A 21,641-nucleotide genomic window follows, 5' to 3' on the forward strand; every position below is an offset into this window, starting at 1 on the left:
TTCCTTCTGGAGATCTGTGACGAAGATTGTCAAAAGACCGTGAAGCGCACATGTAAGGGCGGTGAACAATCTGTGACAGGAACCGCGCGTGACGGGGTTTGTCTGAGATTTCAAAGCTGGTGACCCGCAGTGGCCCACCGCTATACTGCGGGCCTGTCTGTGCCTGATTCTGGAGAGAAGAGCATGTTGCAACGCCTGTTGTTCGGTTTGATCACTGTGACCAGTTTGACCCTGGTTGGCTGCGCCCACAGCCCGCAACAACTGAGCCCGGAACCGAAGCTGACCACTCAGCTGGCACCGGTCGGACATGGCCAGCCTGTGGTGGTTCGCGTGGTCGACGGTCGTCCGTCGCCAACCCTGGGCACCCGCGGTGGCCTGTACCCGGAAACCAGCGCCATCACCGTACAGCGTGAGCAGATCGTGCCGAAGTTGCAGGCCCAGGCCGAAGCGGCCGTGCGTCTGCTGGGCTTCACCCCGTCCAACGGTGCGATGAATGCTCCGCAACTGACCGTGACCCTGACTGAACTGAAATACCAGTCGCCGAAAGAAGGCATGTACGTGACCGAAGCCACCATCGGTGCGACCTTCCGCTCCGACGTGCAGAGCGGCAACCGTCGCTACAGCGGCCGTTACGGTGCCTCACTGGACCAGCGTTTCGGCATGGCGCCGAACCAGGAAACCAACACGAAACTGGTCAGCGACGTGCTGAGCGACGCGCTGACCCGTGTGTTCAAGGATCCGAGCATAGGCCAGATCCTCGCCGAATAATGCATGCGTCAGATGTGAAAAAGCCCGGGGCCAGCGATGGCCCCGGGCTTTTTTCGTTCAGGCGGCTTGCGAGTAGAAGTCGAGGACGCTGACACCTGTCAGCAGATCGGTCTCGGGCAAGTCCGCATGCTGGTGTCCGCCGAGGGCGCAATACACCAGCCAGTGACGGTCCTGAACATTGAAGGCCAGGCTGCCGACGAGGGTCTGTTGTTCGTCGGACGGGGAGATGAGGTACAGGCGATCCTGGTTTTCAGCGTGAAGCATGTCGCATTCCGTTTACGTTTCGAGGCGCGCAGGGTGGCCGAAACAAATGACGATGCCGTGACACAGGACAGCCATCGGTCGATTGATGGGTAATTTGTCGCAAAGGGTAGGGCAGTGGGGGAGGGTTTCGGTAGAATCCGCGCCGCGGTCGTCGGTCTGGCGTTCGCCATTCCGGTTTAGATTGAGGTCTGTGATGCACTTGATGACGCTGTTTACCGCCCATCCCGCCAAACTGATCAACCTGCTGGCCCTGCTGTTGGCCTTCCCGGGCAGTTGGCTGCTGCACGCGACCCGTCGGCGTGAGCAACGGGCGATGGCCAGTATCGCGGCCCAGCGCCAGAGCCAGCCTGACCAAGAGCCGGTACTGGACTGGGCGACCCTGCGCATGAACCGGTTTTTCTATCGTTTCGGTTTCGCCTGTCTGGGACTGGCGTTGCTGATTTCCTGGTTCAGTACCCGCTACTGAACGAAAAACGGCGCCCGAAGGCGCCGTTCTTGTATCCGCTCGAAACCGCTTACAGCGGCAAGCCAGCCTTGACCCGGTACTGATTGCGCACCGGCGTCGCATATTGCAGCACCAGATACGGACGATGCTCCTCAGGGCAGGCGTCCAGACGGCTTTGCCATTCTTCCTGGGCCTTGGCCAGTTCCTCGGCACCGAACACGTCGGCAGCCTTCGGCACGTTCAACTGCGGATCGGCATCCGCCCACTGTGCGTACGCCAGGTAATGCACCGGGAACAACCGGTAGCCGCCGAGAATCTGTTTGTCCATCTCGACCGCCAGTTGCTTGGTGTCTTCGAACAGTTCGGTGATCGGCGCGGCGAAGTTCACGTGCACCCGGCCCTTGTAGCCGGTGATGCCCTTGGCGATGCTCACGTCATCCTCGCCCGGCGCCTTGCTGTAGGTGCCGGTGGTGGCACGGATGTACAGCTCGCGGGCCTTGGCCTGGTCGCACGGGTCGTATTCGTAGCTGATCGATACCGGCGTCAGGTTCAGCGACTGGATGACCTCGCCGAACGGCTCGTCCTTGCGGCTCATGTGGAACATCTTGAGGATCGCCGACTCGGTACGGTCGTCGCCGTCCTTCGCGCGGCCTTCGGCCTGGGCGATCCAGATCGAGGCGCAATCGTTGCGGATCGAGTGGTTGATGTAGGCCGACAGCAACTGGTACGCGGCCATTTTCTCCCGGCGCCCGGTGATCGAGCGGTGCACGATGAAGCTCTTGTTCAGGCGCATCAGGTCGCTGACGAAGGGCTTTTGCAGCAGGTTGTCGCCAATAGCGATACGCGGGGTCGGCAGGCCGGCGTGGTACACGGCGTAGTTGACGAAGGCCGGGTCCATCACGATGTCGCGGTGGTTGGCGATGAACAGATAGGCACTGCCGGACTTGAATTGCTCGACACCGGTGTAGGTCACGCCGTCGGTGGCGCGCTCGATGGTGTGGTCGACGTAGAACTCGACCTTGTCCTGCAACGTCGCCACCGATGTCACGTCGGCGAACTCACGACGCAGCCGATGGGCTATAAGTGGTTTGAGCATCCAGCCGAAGGCACCGGCGAAACGCGGGAAGCGGAAGTGGGTGAGGATATCTAGAAACGCCTTGTCGCCGAGCAGTCTTGCCAGTACCGCAGGTACTTCGCTGTCGTCGTAAGGTCGGATGGCATCGAATTCGCCCATCATGCTCTCTTGTTGGAAACGGCTAGGGTAAGTAAAGGTTTTGATCGAAAACCAACGGGGCACGGTCTGAAAAAGTAGCCAGACAAAATTAGCCCTGCAAATAGACCGGCGATTATACGCACAAGTCACCCGGGAGACCGCGATGCTGGAAAGCGCACTGTATGAATGTCCGTACTGTGGGGAGGAAGTCGAGACGACAGTGGATCTGTCGGCGGGTGATCAGACCTATATCGAAGACTGTCAGGTGTGTTGCCGGCCGATCACCTTTGTGTTGCAGGTCGATGGCCAGGACTGGTTTCTGGAAGTGTTCAGCGAAAACGAGTGAGGTGCGCCCATGCAGCGAATCTACGAGCCGGAAAACCTGATGGAAGGCGAAATGCTCAAGGGCATGCTTGCCAGCGAAGGCATCGAGGCGCATCTGGTCGGGCGCGATCTGCTCGGCGGTACCGGCGAGCTGCCGATCTTCGGCCTGCTGGGGCTTTCGGTCGAGAACGATCAGGCCGAATACGCCCGCGAACTGATCAGCGCGTACAATGCCGCGCTGCCGCTGCCCGGCGATGAACCGGAGAGCTTCCCCGGTACGCTGGTCTGTTAGGCTGGCGTTCGTTTTATTCTTGAGTCGTGCTGCCCCATGTGTGGACGTTATGCCCTGTTTCGCTGGAACCGCGACTTCGCGGCGCTGCCAGGTTTTCCCGCCGATCAGCAGGCGCAGTGGAACATTTCCCCCAACGATTCGGTGTTGATGCTGCGTGCCGAGCCTGACGGCCAGCGCACCCTGGCCCGCGCCCGTTGGGGCCTGACGCCGCCGTGGCTGACTGATTTGTCGCGCACCCCGGCCCACGCCCGGGCCGAAACCGTGGCCGAACAACCGATGTTTCGTGAGGCCCTGCGCCTGCGTCGCTGCCTGCTGCCGGCCAACGGTTTCTACGAATGGCGCGGCAATGTGCGCAAACAGCCGTACTGGCTGACGCCGGGAGAAGGGGCTTCGCTGTTTTTTGCGGCGATCTGGGAGGCGTATCCGGTGCAGGAGCAGGTCTGGCTCAGTACCGCGGTGATTACCCAGCCGGCGGCGAGTCAGCGCCGCCCGTTGATTCTCGACGAGGCGGGGCAGGCGGCATGGCTCGACCCCGAGACGCCGCTGCATGTCCTGCAAGGCCTGCTCGCCAGCGAACCCGCCGCCTTGCGCGAGCGGGTGCTGGCGAACCTGGTCAATGATCCGAAACTCAACGGGCCGGAGTGTTTGACCCCGGCGTGATCGGTCAGACCTTGAACTGATTGATCAACCGCCGCTGCTGCTCCGCCAGTTTGGTCAGGTCCGCACTCGCCGAGCTCGACTCATCCGCCCCTCCGGCCACTTCGTTCGCCACCTGACCGATGTTGATCACGTTGCGGTTGATGTCGTCGGCCACCGCGCTCTGTTCCTCGGCGGCGCTGGCGATCTGGGTGTTCATGTCGTTGATCACCGATACCGCCTGAGTAATGGTCTCCAGCGCTTCGGCCGCCTTGGCCGCGTGCTGCACGCTTTCGTCGGTGCGGTTCTGGCTGTCTTCCATGACCCGCACCACATCGCGGGTGCCCTGTTGCAGTTGCTGGATCATGCTCTGGATTTCTTCGGTGGCCTTCTGGGTTTTCTGCGCCAGGTTGCGCACCTCGTCGGCCACCACCGCAAAACCACGTCCTTGTTCACCAGCGCGAGCCGCTTCAATCGCCGCGTTGAGGGCCAGCAGGTTGGTCTGCTCGGCGATCCCGCGAATGGCGATGAGGATTGCGTTGATGTTCTCGCTGTCCTTGGCCAGGGTCTGCACCACGTCCACCGCTTTGCCGATTTCCACGGCCAGCACACCGATCGAATTCGACGTATCGCGCACGATCTGCATGCCCTGACTGGCGGCCTGATCGGCATGGCTGGCGGCTTGCGCGGCCTGGGTCGCGTTGCGCGCCACGTCCTGCGCGGTGGCGGTCATTTCCTGCACCGCGGTGGCGACCTGATCGATCTCGGCCATCTGTTTCTGTATGCCGATATTGGTACGGATCGCGATGTCGGCCGTGTGTTCCGAGGAGTCGCTGACACTCTGCACCGACGACACCACCTGCGTGATCATCGCCTGCAGCTTGGCGAGGAAGGTATTGAAGCCTTTGGCGATTGAACCGAGTTCGTCTTTGCGGTCACTGCTCAAGCGACGGGTCAGGTCACCTTCGCCCTGGGCGATGTCATCGAGCATGGTGACCATTTGCTTCAGCGGGCGGGCGATGCCATGCCCCACCAGCCAGATCACCAGCAGGCCGAGTCCGGCAATAAGCAGGCCGACCATGGCCATGCCGAAAGTGTCGGATTTGCGCTGGGCGTCGAGGTCGCCTTGCAGCTTTTGCAGATCGGCCATCACCGCGTTGAGCGGCAGTTGCAGCATCAGGGTCCAGCGTGCGTCGGTCTGGCCGATGCCGAACGGCAGGTACAACTCGATCCGGCCCGCCTCTTTATTGACGGAATAGGTCACTTCGCCGCGCTTGAGATTGGCCATGTTGGCAATCTGCTGGGCGTCGAGGATGTCGCTGACCTTCTCGCCGAATTTGCTCGGGTCCTTGGTGTAGGCGACGATCCGGCCGTTGCCGCCGATCAGGGCCATTTGCCCGGCGCCGCCGTACAGTTTCTGGTTCGCCCCCAGGAGCATTTCCTGGATGAAGTTCACCGACAGGTCGGCGCCGACGATGCCCTGGAAGGCGCCGTTGAGCATGATCGGTTCAATGAAGGAGGCGAGCATGACGATCTTGTCGCCGACCTTGTAGGGCGCCGGATCGATCACGCAGGATTTTTTGGTTTCTTTCGAGCACAGGTAGTACTCGCTGGCGCGCACGCCGGTGGACAGGACTTTCTGGTCGTCGACGTCCACCAGTTTGTCCAGGCCCAGAGTGCCGTCGTCATTGCGGAACCACCACGGCAGGAAGCGTCCGTTGGCGGCGTCGATGCCGACCACGCTGGTGCCGACGTAGGCCGCGTCATTGTGGTCCAGTGCGTTTTTTTCCCAGCCGATGTAGGTGCCGAGAATCTTCGGGTTCTTCTCGACGTTTTCCTTGATCAGGCTGATCAGCTGCTCGCGGCTGACGGTCAGTCGCGGCTGGCCATCGGCGCCAGGGGTGCCGAGCAGGGCGTTGACCCGCACCAGCCCGCCGGCAATCAGCAGCGGCGCTTCGAGCTCGCGCTGGATCTGGCTGACCTGGGTCTGTGCCAGGGAAGTCAGGCGCTGTTCGATGACTTGTTCGAACTGGTCCTGGGTTCGTTGTTGAACCATCTCTTGGGTGCGGGCGCCGGAGAACAGCGCATACAGCACCAGCGCAGCCACCACGCTGAGAACGATGGCGCCGGCCAGGGCGGCCACGGAAAACTGGATCGACTTGAATTTCATGGAAGCTCCGCACGCAAGAGGACGTCTGCGCTGCTGTATCGGCAGCCACTATTGCGCCATGAGGCGAAGTGCGCGCAATTGAAGGCGGATGTCGCAAATGGAGCAGTGCGCGACGCAGACGCGCAGGGCTTGTCGGCGGATATGAATTTTTTCCTACAGGGCCGGCAAGCGCCTTCTGAAAGTGGGTGCAACACGTCCGTTGTATCTGGCGTCGATACAATTACCCGCCTAGGATACGCGGCATGTTTTCAGGGAGCTTTTGAATGAACAAGACATTGGTTGTAAGTGCACTGAGCGCGGCGCTGTTGCTGGCCGGTTGTCAGTCGGTCAACACCACCAGCGGCGGTGCCGTGGGCGTGGAGCGCAAGCAGTACATGTTCAGCATGCTGTCCTCGCAAGAGGTCGACCAGATGTATGCCCAGTCCTATCAGAAGACCGTTGGCGAGGCGTCCAGCAAAGGCGTGCTGGACAAGACCAGCAACGAAGCCAAGCGGGTTCAGGCGATTGCCAACCGCTTGATTGCCCAGGCGCCGAACTTCCGTCCGGATGCCGCGCAATGGCAGTGGGAAGTGAACCTGATCAAGAGTGACGAGCTCAACGCCAACTGCGGCCCTGGCGGCAAGATCATTTTCTACACCGGGCTGATCGACAGCCTGAAACTGACCGACGATGAAATCGCCGCGGTGATGGGCCATGAAATCGCCCACGCCCTGCGCGAGCATGGTCGTGAAGCGATGTCCAAGGCCTATGGCATCGAAATGGCCAAGCAGGGCGCCGGCGCGTTGCTCGGTCTGGGTCAGGACAGCCTGGCGCTGGCCGACACCGTGGCCAACTACGGCATGACGCTGCCCAACAGCCGCGCCAACGAGAACGAAGCCGACCTGATCGGCCTGGAACTGGCCGCTCGCGCCGGTTACAACCCGAACGCCGCGATCACCCTGTGGAACAAGATGAGCAAGGCGTCCGAAGGCGCGCCGCCAGAGTTCATGAGCACTCACCCGGCGTCGTCCAGCCGGATCGCCTCGTTGCAGGCGGCTATTCCGAAGGTCATGCCGCTCTACGAAAAAGCGCCAAAGTCCTGAAGCAATGATCGCTCCCGCACCGAGTGCGGGAGCGATCTGCCGGATCAGACCCAGCCGCTGCTCTGCATCGCCTTGTACACCGCGACGATCGCCAGAATCATGAACGCCGAGGCGGCCAGGCGACGGATCAGGGTCAGCGGCAGTTTCTCCGCTGCAAAGTTACCCGCCAGAACCACCGGCACGTTGGCAATCAGCATGCCCGCCGTGGTGCCGATGATCACCAGCCACAGTTCCGGGTATTGCGCAGCCAGCATCACGGTAGCGATCTGGGTCTTGTCACCGATTTCCGCGAGGAAGAACGCAATCAGCGTGGTCAGGAACGGCCCGAACTTGCGGGCGGTGCTGGCTTCATCGTCGTCCATCTTGTCCGGCACCAGCGTCCATAGGGCGGTGGCGGTGAAGCTTGCGGCGAGAATCCAGTGCAGGACAGCATCGGAGAAGAAACTGCCGAACCAGGCGCCTACCGCACCGGCTGCCGCGTGGTTGGCCAGGGTCGCAGCGACGATACCGGCAATGATCGGCCAGGGTTTGCGAAAGCGAGCGGCGAGAATCAGCGCGAGCAGTTGCGTCTTGTCGCCGATTTCGGCCAAGGCAACGATTGCGGTGGGAACGAGTAACGAGTCCAGCATCAGGATTTCCTAAGGGGCGGGTCGACACGGCTATGACACGTACAGCCTTCCCGCCCCGGGTAAGGTGTGCGTGTCATAGGTCTTGTCAAACCCTGCGATCCGTCTGCTGCGGACGCTTGGGTCGCATACGCCATGATCTGAGGATCAAGTATGTTGACGTATGCCGGACGAGCATGGCGCTCGTGGGAGACTACTCCCCTAGGACGGAGCGGATTCTGCCTAGGCGCAATCCATTCGGCAAGTGCTAATTTTCAGCCGCGCTTGGCCCGGTAAATCCGGAAACCATTGCCTTCGGCCTTGATCGCACACACGCCCAGATGCTCTTCGATCAGCGGCTGGTACTTCAGGAAGCTGTTCGCCACCAAGCGAAGTTCGCCGCCGTTTTTCAGATGTTTGGCGGCTTTTCGCAGCAAGTTTTCGGTGGCGAAATAATCGGTGTGAACGCCGACATGGAACGGCGGATTGCTCAGAATCGCGTTCAAACCCATCGGCGCGGCGTCGATGCCGTCACCGGTCAACACTTCGGCTTCCAGACCGTTGGCTGCCAGAGTCAGGCGACTGCTGGCGGCAGCGAATGCATCGACATCCAGCAACGTGACCTGATTGTGCGGGTAGCGACGTTTGACCGCTGCACCAAGTACGCCGGCGCCGCAACCGAAATCCAGCAGATGACCGCTCGGCAGTTTGTCCAGGTGTTCCAGCAGCAGGGCGCTGCCACGATCCAGCCGACCGTGGCTGAACACGCCCGGCAGGCTGATGACTTTCAGCGGGCCTTCGGCCAGCGGCAGTTCGTAAGTCTGCGCCAGGCTTTCCAGGGATTTGGCTTGCGGGGCATTGGCCACCGTTACTTGCCACAACTGGCAGTGACGCGCACTGTCGAGCTTGCGCGGTTTGCCGAACGGGTTGAGTTGCTTGGACGCGCCTTCGATGCCGCTGCGTTTTTCCCCAACCAGAAACACTTCGCGACCAGCCAGGCGCGAAGCCACGGCGTTGAGAATGTAATCGGTCAAATCCTTGGACTTGGGCAGGAACACCACCGCGCTGTCGAACTCGCGCTCTGGCACATTCACGCCGAAATGACTGCGGCCCTCAAAGCGCGCATTGAGCGCCGCCTGATCGCCGGCATGCCAGCACCAGCCAAAGGCGTTGGGCAGGCGCCCGAGCAGATCGTCGGCGGGCAGACCGGCCAACAACAGCGAACCCTGGAATAACTCGACCTGACGAAGCAGTACTTCACTGCGCGGATCCATAACTGCTCCTGTGAAAAAAAGTGCCGCAGTTTATCAACTGACGACCCGCAGCGCCTTACCGCTGTAGAACGCCTGGGTGTTTTCCACCAGTTGGCCGACGATCCGCTGCCGCGCTTCGCGACTGCCCCAGGCGTTGTGCGGGGTGATGATCAGGCGCGGGATGTCGGCGGCCAGCAGCGGATTGCCATTGGTTGGCGGTTCGACGCTCAACACATCGGTCGCCGCGCCACCCAGATGACCGTTGCGCAAGGCATCGGCCAGGGCCTGCTCGTCGATCAGACCACCACGGGCGGTGTTGACCACGAAGGCACCGGGTTTCATGGACGCCAGTTCGCGGGCACCGATGAAGTGGCGGGTGTGTTCGTTGAGCGGGCAGTGCAGGGTGAGAGCGTCGATCTGCGGCAGCAGCTCTTCCAGCGGCAGGCGATCCGGCCGGGCCGGGCGCCCCGGAATCTGTCCGAGCAGGACGCGCATGTCGAAGGCTTCGGCCAGACGCGCGACCGCGCCGCCGAGTTCGCCATGCCCGAGCAGGCCCAGGGTTTTTCCCTCCAGTTCGACGATCGGATAGTCCAGCAGGCAGAACTGTTTAGCCTGCTGCCAGCGGCCTTCGCCGACGGCTTTTTGATAATCGGCCAGACGCGTGGCGAGATTGAGCAGCAACATGATCGTGTGCTGCGCCACTGACGGCGTGCCGTAACCCTGACAGTTGCACACGGTGATGCCGTGGGCGCGGGCGGCGGCCAGATCGACGTTGTTGGTGCCGGTGGCGGTGATCAGGATCAGTTTCAGTTGTGGATTGGCGGCCATGGCGGCGGCATCGATCAGGATCTTGTTGCTGATGGCCACGGTCGCGCCTTGCAGGCGTTCGGCAACCTGCGCAGGCAGTGTCCGGGCGAACAGTTGCAGGTCGCTGAAGCAGGCGCGCAACGGCTCGAGGTCAAGGTCACCGAGGTCCAGGGAAGGGTGATCGAGGAATACGGCGCGGTGGGCGTTCGTCATCAACTGTACCTGTTGTGCTTTGAAGGGAAGGCGTAATCTGCCGAGCCTAACAGATGAAACAAAACGTTACGCCTGGCCGAAAGGAGCCCCCATGTACTGGACCGAGTTCTTGACCGTTGCATTGATCCACCTGCTGGCCGTCGCCAGTCCCGGCCCGGACTTTGCCGTGGTGGTGCGCGAGAGCGTGACCCACGGGCGTCGCGCCGGCACCTGGACGGCACTGGGTGTGGGCACGGCGATTTTCCTGCACGTCGGTTATTCGCTGCTGGGCATCGGCCTGATCGTTTCGCAATCGATCGTGTTGTTCAACGCCTTGAAATGGGCCGCCGCTGCTTACCTGCTGTACATCGGCTACAAGGCCCTGCGTGCGCAACCGGCCAAGACCGTGACCGACGATCTGCACAAAGAAGCCGGCGAACGCACCGCCCGTGGCGCCTTCACTTCAGGCTTCGTGACCAACGGTCTGAACCCCAAAGCCACGCTGTTCTTCCTGTCGCTGTTCACCGTGGTGATCAACCCGCACACGCCGCTGGCAGTGCAGGCCGGTTACGGGATTTACCTGGCCGCTGCGACTGCAACCTGGTTCTGCCTGGTGGCGATGCTGTTCAGCCAACAGCGCGTGCGTGCCGGTTTCGCCCGCATGGGCCACTGGTTCGACCGCACCATGGGCGCGGTGCTGATCGCCATCGGCGTGAAGCTCGCGTTCACCGAGATGCATTGATCGAACTGAGCTGATTCAGGGCGTTGAGGTACTCCCGGGGATTGTCCCCCAGCAAACGGCGAAACATAGCGCTGAACGCCCGCGCACTGCCGTAACCCAGATCCCGCGCCACGCTCTGCACGCTGTCCCCGGCGAGCAGGCGGGGCAGGGCTTCCATCAGGCGCAGTTGCTGGCGCCAGGCATTGAAGTTCATCTGCAGTTGTTGCTGGAACAGCCGCGCCAATGTGCGTGAGCTGGCCCCGACCTGCTGCGCCCAGTCTTCCAGGGTATTGGGATGATCCGGGGTGCGCAGCAGCGCCAGGCAAATGTTTTGCAGACGCCGGTCGCTCGGCATCGGGATGTGCAGCGGCAGGTTTTCGAGGCCGGCCAGTTCCTCCAGCATCAATTGCTGGATCAGCGGATTGTCGGCGTGGGGCGGGCCCTGCACCGCGCGCAGGATCAGCTCACGCAGCAACGGCGTTACCGCCAGCACGCAACAGTGTTGCAGGCTGGCCGGCGACAGCTCGGGTGCGATGAACAATGAACGCATCTGCACATCGCCAGACATGAAGATCTCATGGCCGATCTCCGGTGGTATCCACACCGCGCGGGTCGGTGGAATCACCCACGTACCCTGCGCCGTGACTACTCGCATCACCCCGCTCACCGCGTACAGCAACTGCGCCTCGCGATGCAGGTGCAAAGGCTGGTGGGCGCCGTCCAGATAATCCCGGGGATAGGCACTCACCGGGCCGTGTTCGAAGTGGCTGATTAACATGTCTGGTTCACTGACTTGTATGGCAGGAATGCGCTTTTTCGCCAACTTAGCATAAGCGCTCACCCTCATCCGTTCCCAACAAGAAAGCGTGCCGCGATGAATCAATCCAGAAATGTCATCCGCTACATCAACGCAGCCCATGTGATCGATCACATGTTCATGCTGATTTTTCCCGCCGCCGTGCTCGGCATGACCCAGGCCTTCGCCCTCGACTATGCCGCGCTGATCGGCCTGTCGCTGGGGGGCTTCATCGCGTTCGGCGCGTGTTCGCTACCGGCCGGCTGGCTGGGCGATCACTGGAGCCGGCGGCGGATGATGCTGGTGTTTTTCTTCGGCATCGGTGCTTCGGCAATCGTTACCGGCCTCAGTAACAGCCCGACGATGCTGGTCATCGGCCTGACCCTGATCGGTATTTTTGCCGCGATCTATCACCCGGTCGGCACGGCGATGCTGGTGGCCTATGCGCAGAATCGCGGCCGCGAAATCGGCATCAACGGCATGTGGGGCAACCTGGGCGTGGCGTTCTCGGCGCTGATTACCGGGTTGCTGGTGGCGCAGTTCGGCTGGCGTTCGGCATTCCTGATTCCGGGTGCCGTGGCCATCGTGCTGGGGATCGGTTTTGCCTTGCAGGTGCGCGAGGAGCCGATTCCCAAACGCCCGCACACCGCGCTCAAGGGCGCCGGCGGCCAGCGCATTTCGATGGTCATGGTATTCGGCGTGCTGGCCTTGGCCACGGCCACCGGCGGCGTGGTTTTCAACGCCACCACCATGACTTATCCAAAGCTGTTCCAGGAGCGCTTGCATGACCTGTTCGCCTCGCCGCAGACCCTCGGCGTGGTGGTGAGCCTGGCGTACGCGTTCGGTGCGGTGGCGCAGTTGAGCATCGGGCAATTGCTGCACCGGGTCAGTCTGAAATGGCCATTTGTGGTGCTGACGCTGTTTCAGGCGCCACTGCTTTATGCCATGGCTTACGTCGATGGCTGGGCGGTGATCGCGCTCGGAGCGGCGTTCATGTTCGTGGTGTTCGGCCAGGTGACGGTGAACGATTCGATGGTCGCCAACTTCGTTGCACCGCAATGGCAGTCCCGGGTGTTTGCCTTGCGTTACTGTTTATCGTTCGGTGCCAGTGCGACGGCGATTCCGCTGATTTCCTATGTCGAACCGCGCCACGGTTTTGTGGGTCTGTACCTGATTCTGGCCGGGTTTGGCGCTTTGACGTTCCTGGCGGCAGCGATTTTCCCACGTACGCCTTCCGAAGCGGCTGTAGGGCAAACCGCCTGACCGGTGACGAATACCGGCAAATGCTGGCGCAAAGCTAGCATTTGTACGGCTCTGCAAATCATTCCTTTGGCTGATTTGGCTGGCGTATAAGGGTTCTAGAGTAGAAAACTCCAACGCCAACACCGTGCAGTCAGAAAAGGGATTCTTATGTTGCAGACTCGCGTTATTCCGCCCGCCGAAGGGGCCTACCAGTATCCATTGCTGATTAAACGGCTGCTGATGTCGGGCGCCCGTTACGAGAAAACCCGCGAGATCATCTACCGTGACCAGTTGCGCTACAGCTATCCGACGCTGATCGAGCGGGTCGCGCGACTGGCCAACGTACTGACGGCAGCCGGCGTAAAGGCCGGCGATACCGTGGCGGTGATGGACTGGGACAGCCATCGCTACCTCGAATGCATGTTCGCCATTCCGATGATCGGCGCGGTGATTCACACCATCAACGTGCGTCTGTCGCCGGAACAGATCCTCTACACCATGAACCACGCCGAGGACCGCTTCGTGCTGGTCAACAGCGAGTTCGTCGGGCTGTACCAGGCCATCGCGCCGCACCTGACCACGGTGGAGAAAACCCTGCTGCTGACCGATCTGCCGGAAAAAACCGCGGACCTGCCGAATCTGCTCGGCGAGTACGAACAACTGCTGGCGGCCGCAAGCCCTCAGTACGACTTCCAGGACTTCGACGAAAACTCGGTAGCCACCACGTTCTACACCACGGGCACCACCGGCAATCCGAAAGGTGTGTATTTCACCCATCGGCAACTGGTGCTGCACACCATGGGCGTGTCGACCATCATGGGCGCCATCGACAGCGTGCGGCTGCTGGGCACCAACGACGTGTACATGCCGATCACCCCGATGTTCCACGTGCATGCCTGGGGCCTGCCGTATGTCGCGACCATGCTCGGGCTCAAGCAGGTTTATCCGGGGCGTTACGACCCGGAGTTCCTCGTCGAGCTGTGGCGCAAGGAGAAGGTCACGTTCTCTCACTGCGTGCCGACCATCCTGCAGATGGTGCTCAACGCCAAGGGCGCGCAGGGCACCGATTTCGGCGGCTGGAAAATCGTCATCGGCGGCAGTGCGCTCAACCGTACGCTGTATGAAACGGCCAAGAGTAAGGGCATTCAACTGACGGCGGCCTATGGCATGTCGGAAACCGGACCATTGGTTTCCTGCGCACATCTGAACGACGAGCTGATGGCGGGCACCGAAGATGAACGCACCACTTACCGGATCAAGGCCGGCGTGCCGGGGCCATTGGTCGAAGCGGCCATCGTCGACACCGAAGGCAATTTCCTTCCGGCCGATGGCGAAACCCAGGGCGAACTGGTGCTGCGTGCACCGTGGCTGACCGAAGGCTACTTCAACGAACCGCAGAAGGGTGCCGAGCTGTGGGCCGGTGGCTGGCTGCACACCGGCGACGTCGCTACGCTCGACAGCATGGGCGTGATCGACATCCGCGACCGGATCAAGGACGTGATCAAGACTGGTGGTGAGTGGATCTCTTCGCTGGACCTCGAAGACCTGATCAGCCGTCACGTTGCGGTACGTGAAGTAGCAGTGGTGGGCATTGCCGATCCGCAGTGGGGCGAGCGCCCGTTTGCCCTGCTGGTGATCCGCGAAGGGCACGCCATCGGGGCTCGCGAGCTCAAGGAACACCTCAAGCCGTTCGTGGAACTGGGGCACCTGAGCAAGTGGGCAATCCCGAGCCAGATCGCGCTTGTTACTGAAATTCCCAAGACCAGTGTCGGCAAGCTCGACAAGAAGCGCATCCGCCTCGACATCACTGAATGGCAGGCCAACAACAGCACCTTCCTCTCGACACTTTGAGTGTCCTCTGGCGCGCCGAAAACGGCGCGCCAGCCCCACCAAGCAAGCGCTTGGCTTGTGAAATCGGAAAAATCAGCCATCCTTGCCGGGCCGACATGTGTCGGACTGGCGAAAGGACTGTTCCAGAGTGGCCGGCAGCTGCAAATCACACTTTAGAGGGATCAAGCAGTACCACCTGCTGGCTATAGTCCGCTCAAGGATTTTTAAGAACGGGGCAATGCAACATTGAAGCGATTTCGGGAGGCTCCTGGCGCCCGGTCCTTCAGGCGTTTTTAAAAGTACTCACTGCCATAACAATAATGCACATGGAGTAGCGTCGATGACCTCAGTAAACCAGTTCTGGCGCCGGGCGAAACTGCCTCTGGCGGTCAGTCTTGCCTCCACGCTCGCCGGGCCCGCATTCGGCGTCAGCTTCAACGTCGGTGAAATCGAAGGCCAGTTCGACTCCTCGCTCTCCCTGGGCATGAGCGTGTCGACCCAGCAGCCGAACAAGGATCTTATTGGTGTCAACAACGGCGGCCGGGGCCTGTCCCAGACCTCCGACGACGGTCACTTGAACTTCAAGAGCGGGCAAGCCTTCTCGAAGATCTTCAAGGGCATCCATGACCTCGAACTGAAATACGGCGACACCGGCGTCTTTGTCCGGGGCAAGTACTGGTACGACTTCGCGCTGCAGAACCAGGACCTGGAATACAAGGACGTCAGCAACCACAACCGCGACGTGGCAGCCCGTTCTTCGGGCGGCCAGATCCTCGATGCGTTCATCTATCACAACTACGCCATTGCCGATGAGCCGGGTTCGGTGCGTCTGGGCAAGCAGGTGGTGAACTGGGGTGAAAGTACCTTCATCGGTGGCGGCATCAACTCGATCAACCCGATCGACGTTTCCGCCTTCCGCCGTCCGGGCGCCGAGATCAAGGAAGGCCTGATCCCGGTCAACATGTTCTACCTGTCCCAGAGCATCACCGAAAACCTGTCGGCCGAAGGTTTCTACCAGATTGACTGGCAGAAGACCGTGACTGACAACTGCGGCACCTTCTTCTCCCAGCCTGACATCGTCACCACCGGTTGCGACGACAACCTGCGCGTGCTGAACAAACGCTCGACCATTCCAGGCATTGCCCTCGGCCCGCTGGCGGCCGCCGGTGTCGACGTCAACGAGGAAGGCGTGCTGGTGCGCCGTTCGCCGAACCGCAACGCACGGGACAGCGGGCAGTGGGGCGTGTCCGCCAAGTACATGTTCGATCCGCTGGCCACCGAGTTCGGTGCCTACTTCATGAACTACCACAGTCGTGCGCCGATCTTCAGCGCGACCGGTGCGCCACAGTCGATCTATAACGGCGTCAAGGCACTGCCAGGTCCGTTCCAGGCTCTGGGGCCGCTGGTGGTAGCGGGTAACTCCGAATACTTCATCGAATATCCAGAGGACATTCGCCTCTACGGTCTGAGCTTCTCCACCACCCTGCCTACCGGCACGGCGTGGAGCGGTGAAATCAGCTACCGGCCGAACGCGCCGGTGCAACTGAACTCCACCGATATCCTGTTCGCCGGTGTGCGTCCGCTGGGCGGCGCGTTGACCAACGCCTCGATCCTCAATGGCGTTCCGGGCCAGGACCTGCACGGTTACAACCGCAAGGAAATCACTCAGTTCCAGACCACCCTGACGCACTTCTTCGATCAAGTGATGGGCGCCAACCGCCTGACCCTGGTGGGTGAAGTCGGCGTGACCCACGTCGGTGGTCTGGAAAGCAAGTCCGAGGCCCGTTACGGCCGCGATCCGGTCTTCGGTCCGGGTGAACTGCCGGCTACTGGCGGCCTGAACACCTGCTCGCAGATCCTCAACACCTCGACCATTAACGGTGCCGGCCCAGGTGCTTCGACCAGCAACCGCTCCAGCAATTGCGACAACAACGGATTCACCACCGCCACTTCCTGGGGCTATCGCGCTCGTGCCATCTGGGACTACAGCGACGTGTTCGCCGGCGTGAACCTGAAGCCGAACGTGGCCTGGTCCCACGACGTCAAGGGTTACTCCCCGGGCCCTGGCGGCAACTTCGAGGAAGGCCGCAAGGCCATCAGCCTCGGGCTGGATGCCGAATACCAGAACACCTACACCGCAAGCCTGGCCTACACCAACTTCTTTGGTGGCGAATACAGCACGGTGGATGATCGCGACTTCGTTGCCCTCAGTGTTGGCGTGAACTTCTAAGCGCAGTTTTTTCAGGACGAACAAACCTATGAAAATAACAATGAATCTGTTCCACGCCGGTGTTCTGGGGCTCTCGCTGCTGGCGACCAGCGTGATGGCGGCAGTGCCTGCCGCCGAGGCCGACAAACTGGGCAAGAGCCTGACCCCGATGGGCGCCGAGATGGCGGGCAATGCCGACGGTTCGATCCCGGCCTGGAAGCCGCTGGCGAAGAATGCCGGCACCGTCGACAGCAAAGGCTTCCTGTCCGATCCGTACGGCAGTGAGAAACCGCTGTTCACCATCACCGCGCAGAACGTCGACCAGTACAAGGACAAGCTTGCGCCGGGCCAGTACGCGATGTTCAAGCGTTACCCGGATACCTTCAAGATGCCGGTCTACCCGTCCCATCGCGGTGCCACCGTGCCGGATGACGTCTTTGCGGCCATCAAGAAAAATGCCACGACCACCACGCTGGTAGCAGGCGGCAACGGCCTGGAAAACTTCCAGACCGCCATCCCGTTCCCGATCCCGAAAGACGGTCTGGAAGTCATCTGGAACCACATCACCCGATATCGCGGAGGCAGCGTGACCCGTCTGGTGACCCAGGCGACTCCGCAGACCAACGGCTCGTTCAGCCTGGTGTATTTCCAGGACCAGTTCGTGTTCCGCGACAAGATGAAGGATTACGATCCGGCCAACCCGGGCAACGTGCTGTTCTACTTCAAGCAGAAAGTGACCGCGCCGGCTCGTCTGGCAGGTACCGTGCTGCTGGTGCACGAGACCCTCGACCAGGTGAAGGAGCCGCGCAAGGCCTGGGTCTATGCGACCGGTCAGCGCCGTGTGCGCCAGGCACCACAAGTGTCCTATGACGGTCCGGGTACTGCCGCGGATGGTCTGCGTACCTCCGACAACCTCGACATGTACAACGGCGCACCGGATCGTTATGACTGGAAGCTGGAAGGCAAGAAAGAGATGTACATCGCCAACAACAGCTACAAGATCGATTCGCCGACGCTGAAGTACGCCGACATCATCAAGGCCGGTCACATCAATCAGGACCTGACCCGTTACGAGCTGCGTCGCGTCTGGCACGTGGTGGCTACCCTGAAACCGGGTCAGCGTCACATCTACGCCAAACGTGACTTCTTCATCGATGAAGATACCTGGCAGGCAGCGGTCATCGACCACTACGACGGTCGCGGTCAGTTGTGGCGCGTCGCCGAGGCCCATGCCGAGGACTACTACGACAAGCAAGTGCCGTGGTACGCGCTGGAAACCCTGTACGACCTGCAATCGGGTCGTTACCTGGCACTGGGCATGAAGAACGAAGAGAAACAGGCTTATGACTTCGGCTTCTCTGCCACCAAGAGCGAATTCCAGCCAGGCAACCTGGGCCAGGACGGTATCCGCTAAGCTGTAATCCGAGGCCGCATCCTCGAAAAAACGCCCCGACTGGTTCGGGGCTTTTTTTTGCGTGGTGATTTTGTAGCCATTTGTAGCAACAACTTCATATGCACGCCGTTTAAGGCTAGTCTGCGGACATCTGCTACGCCGCCAACAGCCATTCGAACAAGAGCCGGCCATGACTGATCTGTCCCCACTTCCGGGTCCTGCAAGCGTTACCGTCGCGGCACTGGACGGACGTTTCTTTCGTCCCCCGCTGCCGGACGGATACGTATTGCGGCCACGACTTTGCGAGCGCCTGCAAGCCGGGCTCGGTGGACGTCTGTTGCTGGTCTGCGCCCCGGCCGGGTTCGGCAAAAGTTCGCTGGCCGTGGAGTTCTGTCAAAGTCTGCCGGGGCATTGGCAAAGTCTGTGGCTGGGACTGAGCGCCCGGGACAGCGACCCGGGGCGCTTTCTCGAACGTCTGCTCGAAGGCCTGCAGGACTACTTCCCGGAACTCGGCAGCCGCGCACTCGGTCTGTTGAAAATGCGCCAGCGTCATCAGCCGTTCGCCTTCGAAGAATGGCTCGACGGCCTGCTCGATGAGCTGGCACTGCACCTGCAGCCGACCTCGCCGCTGTTACTGGTACTGGACGATTACCATCTCGCCCAAGGGCCGGTTCTTGACCGTTGCCTGCAGTTTTTCCTCAATCATCTGCCCGATGGCCTGCTGGTCATGGTCACCAGTCGCCAACGGCCGGACTGGCATCTCGCTCGTCTGCGGCTGTCCCGGCAGTTACTGGAATTGCATGAGCAGGATTTGCGCCTGACCCATGACGAAGCCCTGGCGTTGCTCGACCGCCACAGCAGCTCTCTGCGCGGTGAAGCCCTGGAAAACCTGATTCAACGCAGCGAAGGCTGGGTGGCCGGGCTGCGCTTCTGGTTGCTGGCCGTGTCTGAGGCCGGGAATGACGCAGCGTTGCCGCAGGCCTTGAACAGCGGGGAAGGGCTGATCCGTGATTACCTGCTGGAAGAGGTCATCGACTGCCTGCCGGCGGAGGTGCAGGCCTTCCTCTACGACACCGCACCACAGGAGCGCTTTTGCAGTGAGCTGTGCGACGCAGTGCGCGAAGCCCACGACAGTGCCGAGATTCTGCGTTTCCTGCTGGCGCATCAGGTGTTTCTGGTGCCGCTGGATGAGCACGGTCACTGGTATCGCTATCACCATCTGTTTTCCGATCTGTTGCGCAGTCGGCCGATTGCCCGGGCGATCGTCCCGGCTGCCACGTTGCACTTGCGCGCCTGTCGCTGGTTCAATGCCCAGGGGCTATTGGACGAGGCTGTCGAGCAGGCGTTGCGGGCAGGACACCTGGACGTGGCGGCAAATCTGGTACAGAACCTGTCCGAGGAACAGTTGCTCGCCGAGCAGAACGTTGGCATGTTGCTGCGCTGGAAAATGGACTTGCCTGACAGTCTGCTGATCAGCACGCCGCGCCTGATCGTGTTGTACAGCTGGGCACTTGGGCTGGCATGCCAGCTCGATGCGGCCGAAGAGCTCGCCAGTCACCTGAGCCGGTTTCTGCCGGCGCCATCGGCCACCGCACAGAAATCCATGCTCGCCCAATGGCTGGCGCTCAAGGGCATCATCGCCCGAGGCCGGGGCCACCGCGAGCAGACCATCGAATATTGCAGCGAAGCGCTGGAGAGCCTGCCGGCCAAACGCTACGGCCAGCGCCTGATGTGTTTGTCGACCCTGTCCAACCTGGCAATTGCCGATGGCGATCTGTGGCGTGCACGGGGTTTGAACCGCGAATCGCTTGAACTGGCGCAGCGGGTCGGCAATCCCTTGTTCGAGGCGCTGGCGCATTACGATCGTGCCCGCGTCCTGCAGGCGCGCGGCGAAATCCTGCGCGCGCTTGATGAAGTGCGCCAAGGGCTGGAGCGCCTGCACGGGTTGTCCGCACAGCGCTTATACGCCGTGCGTGCGCGACTGACGCTGTATGAGGGTTTTCTGCTGGCCATGCGGTTGCAGCCGCAGGTGGCAAGGGCGCGATTGCAGGCGGGCCTGACTGAAGCCAGGGCCTGTCGTGACATCAGCGTGCTGATCGGCCACTGCGTGATCGCCCGCCTGGATGGCAGCAGCGGAGATTTTGCCAGGGCCTTCGCCGAGTTGGCCGAAGCCGAACGCCTGATGCACATCTGGGACGTCCCGCCAATCTATTATCTGGCGATGATCACCCTGGTCAAATGTGAACTGTGGCTGGCTCAGGGGCGTATCGATCTGGCTGAAGCCTGGCTTGCACGGCTGGGCCAGACTTACACCGGTGAACGTGCGGCGGCGCCCCCGGAGTTCCATCCGCAATTGCCGCTGCACGTCGAATTGCAGCAAGCGCTGCTCGACATGATGCAGGGCCAGCCGATGCTCGCCGAAGGGCGCCTGAATGTTTTGCACGAGAACGGTCAGCGAACGGGTCGGCAATTGCTCAGCGTGATGGCATTGACACAGAAAGTGGCCTTGCTGATGGCCGCCGGACGCGAGCCGGAGGCGCGCAAAGTGTTGGGCCAGGCTCTGGAGGCTGCAACCGGGGGCGTATTGCAGCCGTTCGATGGTTTGGTGAAAGAACACGCGGAGTGGTTACGCGGTCAGTTGGTTCTGGCCGGTTCGACGGCCGTCGGCCAACAACTGCTTGAGCATTTTCCGCCTTCGGTTGTACGCCCCAACCTGGAGTCTGTCGCTGCGGAACAGCTCAGCAGTCGAGAACTGGCAGTGTTGCGGCTGATCGCTGAGGGTTGTTCTAATCAGGAAATCAGTGAGCAGCTTTTCATCTCCCTGCACACGGTGAAAACCCATGCCAGCCATATCAATAGCAAACTGGGCGTGGAGCGACGCACGCAGGCGGTCGCGCGCGCCAAGGAACTGGGCGTCCTGAGCTGACCGCACCCGGACGACGACCGAAAAAAAACGCCCCGAACCAGTCGGGGCGTTTGCTTTCAGACCCGGCCATTTACAGGCCGGGTTGACACTGGCTTCAAGCCACCAGGTCGTTGGCGCTGAAACTGTTCACACCTACCAGCTGGATTTCGAAGTCCGCGCCGGCATTACCGTTGACGTTACCCGAAAGGACATGATCGACGAAGCGAACTTGTCCTGCACCGGTGAAGTCGCCGGCACCGATGAAGGTAAATCCGTTGATTCCGGCAGTCAGCAGATTGGCGTCGAACTGGGTCAGATCGATCTTGTCACCCTGCAGGCTGCTGAAGTCGGTGATGACATCACGGTTGGAACCGATGCCCATCTCGTTCAAGGCGCTGAACACAAAGGTATCGGCGCCCGCGCCACCGGTCATGGTGTCGGCACCCAGGCCGCCGTTGAGGATGTTGTTGTCGGCGTTGCCGAACATCGTGTTA

At 61.3% G+C, this 21,641-nt stretch carries 19 protein-coding genes, 2 pseudogenes and 1 riboswitch; of the genes and pseudogenes, 12 read left to right on the forward strand and 9 right to left on the reverse strand.

What is annotated here, in order from left to right; genetic code table 11:
- The first annotated feature begins 183 nt into the window (after window positions 1-183).
- A complete protein-coding gene (locus ACKLNA_RS27920) occupies window positions 184-768 on the forward strand; it encodes a YajG family lipoprotein (RefSeq protein ID WP_114885471.1) in 585 nt (194 codons plus the stop codon).
- A gap of 57 nt (window positions 769-825) precedes the next feature.
- Here the strand turns inward: ACKLNA_RS27920 and ACKLNA_RS27925 are convergent, their stop codons facing one another.
- The gene (locus tag ACKLNA_RS27925; RefSeq protein WP_039766399.1) at window positions 826-1,032 is read right to left on the reverse strand and encodes a hypothetical protein; all 207 of its coding nucleotides are present in this window, start codon (window positions 1,030-1,032) and stop codon (window positions 826-828) included.
- A gap of 193 nt (window positions 1,033-1,225) precedes the next feature.
- On the opposite strand from ACKLNA_RS27925, the gene ACKLNA_RS27930 reads away from it, so the two are divergent.
- Window positions 1,226-1,498: a hypothetical protein gene (locus ACKLNA_RS27930; RefSeq protein ID WP_408987743.1), complete on the forward strand. Its 273-nt coding sequence runs from the start codon at window positions 1,226-1,228 to the stop codon at window positions 1,496-1,498.
- 49 nt (window positions 1,499-1,547) lie between these two features.
- Here the strand turns inward: ACKLNA_RS27930 and ACKLNA_RS27935 are convergent, their stop codons facing one another.
- Complete coding sequence (locus ACKLNA_RS27935; protein ID WP_178083434.1) at window positions 1,548-2,711, reverse strand: 1-acyl-sn-glycerol-3-phosphate acyltransferase; 1,164 nt, start codon at window positions 2,709-2,711, stop codon at window positions 1,548-1,550.
- A 142-nt stretch (window positions 2,712-2,853) separates the two neighbouring features.
- On the opposite strand from ACKLNA_RS27935, the gene ACKLNA_RS27940 reads away from it, so the two are divergent.
- Genes ACKLNA_RS27940 through ACKLNA_RS27950 form a run of 3 tightly spaced genes read left to right on the forward strand, consistent with a single transcriptional unit; the run spans window position 2,854 to window position 3,966 of the window.
- Window positions 2,854-3,036 (forward strand): CPXCG motif-containing cysteine-rich protein, encoded by a 183-nt coding sequence (locus ACKLNA_RS27940; protein WP_085709318.1) that lies wholly within the window; start codon window positions 2,854-2,856, stop codon window positions 3,034-3,036.
- 9 nt (window positions 3,037-3,045) lie between these two features.
- Window positions 3,046-3,306, forward strand: a complete 261-nt coding sequence (locus ACKLNA_RS27945) for a putative signal transducing protein (RefSeq protein WP_085709319.1) — start codon at window positions 3,046-3,048, stop codon at window positions 3,304-3,306.
- A 36-nt stretch (window positions 3,307-3,342) separates the two neighbouring features.
- Complete coding sequence (locus ACKLNA_RS27950; protein WP_134828067.1) at window positions 3,343-3,966, forward strand: SOS response-associated peptidase; 624 nt, start codon at window positions 3,343-3,345, stop codon at window positions 3,964-3,966.
- 4 nt (window positions 3,967-3,970) lie between these two features.
- Here the strand turns inward: ACKLNA_RS27950 and ACKLNA_RS27955 are convergent, their stop codons facing one another.
- Both ACKLNA_RS27955 and ACKLNA_RS27960 read right to left on the reverse strand, forming a co-directional pair.
- Complete coding sequence (locus ACKLNA_RS27955) at window positions 3,971-4,813, reverse strand: methyl-accepting chemotaxis protein (RefSeq protein ID WP_371850996.1); 843 nt, start codon at window positions 4,811-4,813, stop codon at window positions 3,971-3,973.
- 12 nt (window positions 4,814-4,825) lie between these two features.
- Window positions 4,826-6,112: pseudogene (locus tag ACKLNA_RS27960) on the reverse strand (HAMP domain-containing protein); the annotation flags it as partial.
- A 263-nt stretch (window positions 6,113-6,375) separates the two neighbouring features.
- Here ACKLNA_RS27960 and ACKLNA_RS27965 point away from each other — a divergent pair.
- Entirely contained in the window at window positions 6,376-7,194 is an 819-nt protein-coding gene (locus ACKLNA_RS27965) for a M48 family metallopeptidase (protein WP_096822780.1), read from the forward strand.
- Between the two features lie 44 nt (window positions 7,195-7,238).
- Here the strand turns inward: ACKLNA_RS27965 and ACKLNA_RS27970 are convergent, their stop codons facing one another.
- The 3 genes from ACKLNA_RS27970 to ACKLNA_RS27980 form a co-directional block, all read right to left on the reverse strand.
- Window positions 7,239-7,823: a TMEM165/GDT1 family protein gene (locus ACKLNA_RS27970; protein ID WP_085709323.1), complete on the reverse strand. Its 585-nt coding sequence runs from the start codon at window positions 7,821-7,823 to the stop codon at window positions 7,239-7,241.
- 88 nt (window positions 7,824-7,911) lie between these two features.
- Window positions 7,912-8,034: riboswitch (yybP-ykoY riboswitch) on the reverse strand.
- A 40-nt stretch (window positions 8,035-8,074) separates the two neighbouring features.
- Entirely contained in the window at window positions 8,075-9,073 is a 999-nt protein-coding gene (locus ACKLNA_RS27975; protein WP_408987744.1) for a methyltransferase, read from the reverse strand.
- A gap of 33 nt (window positions 9,074-9,106) precedes the next feature.
- Complete coding sequence (locus tag ACKLNA_RS27980; RefSeq protein ID WP_408987745.1) at window positions 9,107-10,072, reverse strand: 2-hydroxyacid dehydrogenase; 966 nt, start codon at window positions 10,070-10,072, stop codon at window positions 9,107-9,109.
- A 91-nt stretch (window positions 10,073-10,163) separates the two neighbouring features.
- On the opposite strand from ACKLNA_RS27980, the gene ACKLNA_RS27985 reads away from it, so the two are divergent.
- The gene (locus ACKLNA_RS27985; RefSeq protein ID WP_114885453.1) at window positions 10,164-10,793 is read left to right on the forward strand and encodes a LysE family translocator; all 630 of its coding nucleotides are present in this window, start codon (window positions 10,164-10,166) and stop codon (window positions 10,791-10,793) included.
- On the opposite strand, the gene ACKLNA_RS27990 is transcribed toward ACKLNA_RS27985, so the two are convergent.
- Window positions 10,777-11,550, reverse strand: coding sequence for an AraC family transcriptional regulator (locus ACKLNA_RS27990; protein ID WP_408987746.1), 774 nt, complete (start codon window positions 11,548-11,550; stop codon window positions 10,777-10,779). The genes ACKLNA_RS27985 and ACKLNA_RS27990 overlap by 17 nt on opposite strands.
- A 96-nt stretch (window positions 11,551-11,646) precedes the next feature.
- Between ACKLNA_RS27990 and ACKLNA_RS27995 the strand changes: the two genes are divergently transcribed.
- From ACKLNA_RS27995 to ACKLNA_RS28015, 5 genes are all read left to right on the forward strand, one after another.
- The gene (locus tag ACKLNA_RS27995) at window positions 11,647-12,831 is read left to right on the forward strand and encodes an MFS transporter (RefSeq protein WP_408987747.1); all 1,185 of its coding nucleotides are present in this window, start codon (window positions 11,647-11,649) and stop codon (window positions 12,829-12,831) included.
- Window positions 12,832-12,978: 147 nt separating this feature from the next.
- Window positions 12,979-14,661, forward strand: coding sequence for a fatty acid--CoA ligase (locus ACKLNA_RS28000; protein WP_408987748.1), 1,683 nt, complete (start codon window positions 12,979-12,981; stop codon window positions 14,659-14,661).
- Window positions 14,662-14,980: 319 nt separating this feature from the next.
- Entirely contained in the window at window positions 14,981-16,870 is a 1,890-nt protein-coding gene (locus tag ACKLNA_RS28005) for a DUF1302 domain-containing protein (RefSeq protein WP_408987749.1), read from the forward strand.
- Window positions 16,871-16,898: 28 nt separating this feature from the next.
- The gene (locus tag ACKLNA_RS28010; protein WP_119426441.1) at window positions 16,899-18,263 is read left to right on the forward strand and encodes a DUF1329 domain-containing protein; all 1,365 of its coding nucleotides are present in this window, start codon (window positions 16,899-16,901) and stop codon (window positions 18,261-18,263) included.
- A gap of 169 nt (window positions 18,264-18,432) precedes the next feature.
- A complete protein-coding gene (locus tag ACKLNA_RS28015) occupies window positions 18,433-21,168 on the forward strand; it encodes a LuxR C-terminal-related transcriptional regulator (protein WP_408987750.1) in 2,736 nt (911 codons plus the stop codon).
- A gap of 94 nt (window positions 21,169-21,262) precedes the next feature.
- On the opposite strand, the pseudogene ACKLNA_RS28020 reads toward ACKLNA_RS28015, so the two are convergent.
- Window positions 21,263-21,641 (reverse strand): annotated as a pseudogene (locus tag ACKLNA_RS28020) (metalloprotease); the annotation flags it as partial.

Origin of the sequence: Pseudomonas sp. UV AK001 (assembly GCF_046097675.1) — a bacterium.
In the GTDB taxonomy this organism is placed as follows: Bacteria; Pseudomonadota; Gammaproteobacteria; order Pseudomonadales; family Pseudomonadaceae; genus Aquipseudomonas; species Aquipseudomonas kribbensis.

Bases quoted from the DNA above. Each gene is read 5' to 3' on its own strand.
- ACKLNA_RS27920 (WP_114885471.1), top strand. From the start codon at position 184: ATGTTGCAACGCCTGTTGTTCGGTTTGATCACTGTGACCAGTTTGACC.
- ACKLNA_RS27925 (WP_039766399.1), bottom strand. From the start codon at position 1,032: ATGCTTCACGCTGAAAACCAGGATCGCCTGTACCTCATCTCCCCGTCC.
- ACKLNA_RS27930 (WP_408987743.1), top strand. From the start codon at position 1,226: ATGCACTTGATGACGCTGTTTACCGCCCATCCCGCCAAACTGATCAAC.
- ACKLNA_RS27935 (WP_178083434.1), bottom strand. From the start codon at position 2,711: ATGGGCGAATTCGATGCCATCCGACCTTACGACGACAGCGAAGTACCT.
- ACKLNA_RS27940 (WP_085709318.1), top strand. From the start codon at position 2,854: ATGCTGGAAAGCGCACTGTATGAATGTCCGTACTGTGGGGAGGAAGTC.
- ACKLNA_RS27945 (WP_085709319.1), top strand. From the start codon at position 3,046: ATGCAGCGAATCTACGAGCCGGAAAACCTGATGGAAGGCGAAATGCTC.
- ACKLNA_RS27950 (WP_134828067.1), top strand. From the start codon at position 3,343: ATGTGTGGACGTTATGCCCTGTTTCGCTGGAACCGCGACTTCGCGGCG.
- ACKLNA_RS27955 (WP_371850996.1), bottom strand. From the start codon at position 4,813: ATGATCACGCAGGTGGTGTCGTCGGTGCAGAGTGTCAGCGACTCCTCG.
- ACKLNA_RS27965 (WP_096822780.1), top strand. From the start codon at position 6,376: ATGAACAAGACATTGGTTGTAAGTGCACTGAGCGCGGCGCTGTTGCTG.
- ACKLNA_RS27970 (WP_085709323.1), bottom strand. From the start codon at position 7,823: ATGCTGGACTCGTTACTCGTTCCCACCGCAATCGTTGCCTTGGCCGAA.
- ACKLNA_RS27975 (WP_408987744.1), bottom strand. From the start codon at position 9,073: ATGGATCCGCGCAGTGAAGTACTGCTTCGTCAGGTCGAGTTATTCCAG.
- ACKLNA_RS27980 (WP_408987745.1), bottom strand. From the start codon at position 10,072: ATGACGAACGCCCACCGCGCCGTATTCCTCGATCACCCTTCCCTGGAC.
- ACKLNA_RS27985 (WP_114885453.1), top strand. From the start codon at position 10,164: ATGTACTGGACCGAGTTCTTGACCGTTGCATTGATCCACCTGCTGGCC.
- ACKLNA_RS27990 (WP_408987746.1), bottom strand. From the start codon at position 11,550: ATGTTAATCAGCCACTTCGAACACGGCCCGGTGAGTGCCTATCCCCGG.
- ACKLNA_RS27995 (WP_408987747.1), top strand. From the start codon at position 11,647: ATGAATCAATCCAGAAATGTCATCCGCTACATCAACGCAGCCCATGTG.
- ACKLNA_RS28000 (WP_408987748.1), top strand. From the start codon at position 12,979: ATGTTGCAGACTCGCGTTATTCCGCCCGCCGAAGGGGCCTACCAGTAT.
- ACKLNA_RS28005 (WP_408987749.1), top strand. From the start codon at position 14,981: ATGACCTCAGTAAACCAGTTCTGGCGCCGGGCGAAACTGCCTCTGGCG.
- ACKLNA_RS28010 (WP_119426441.1), top strand. From the start codon at position 16,899: ATGAAAATAACAATGAATCTGTTCCACGCCGGTGTTCTGGGGCTCTCG.
- ACKLNA_RS28015 (WP_408987750.1), top strand. From the start codon at position 18,433: ATGACTGATCTGTCCCCACTTCCGGGTCCTGCAAGCGTTACCGTCGCG.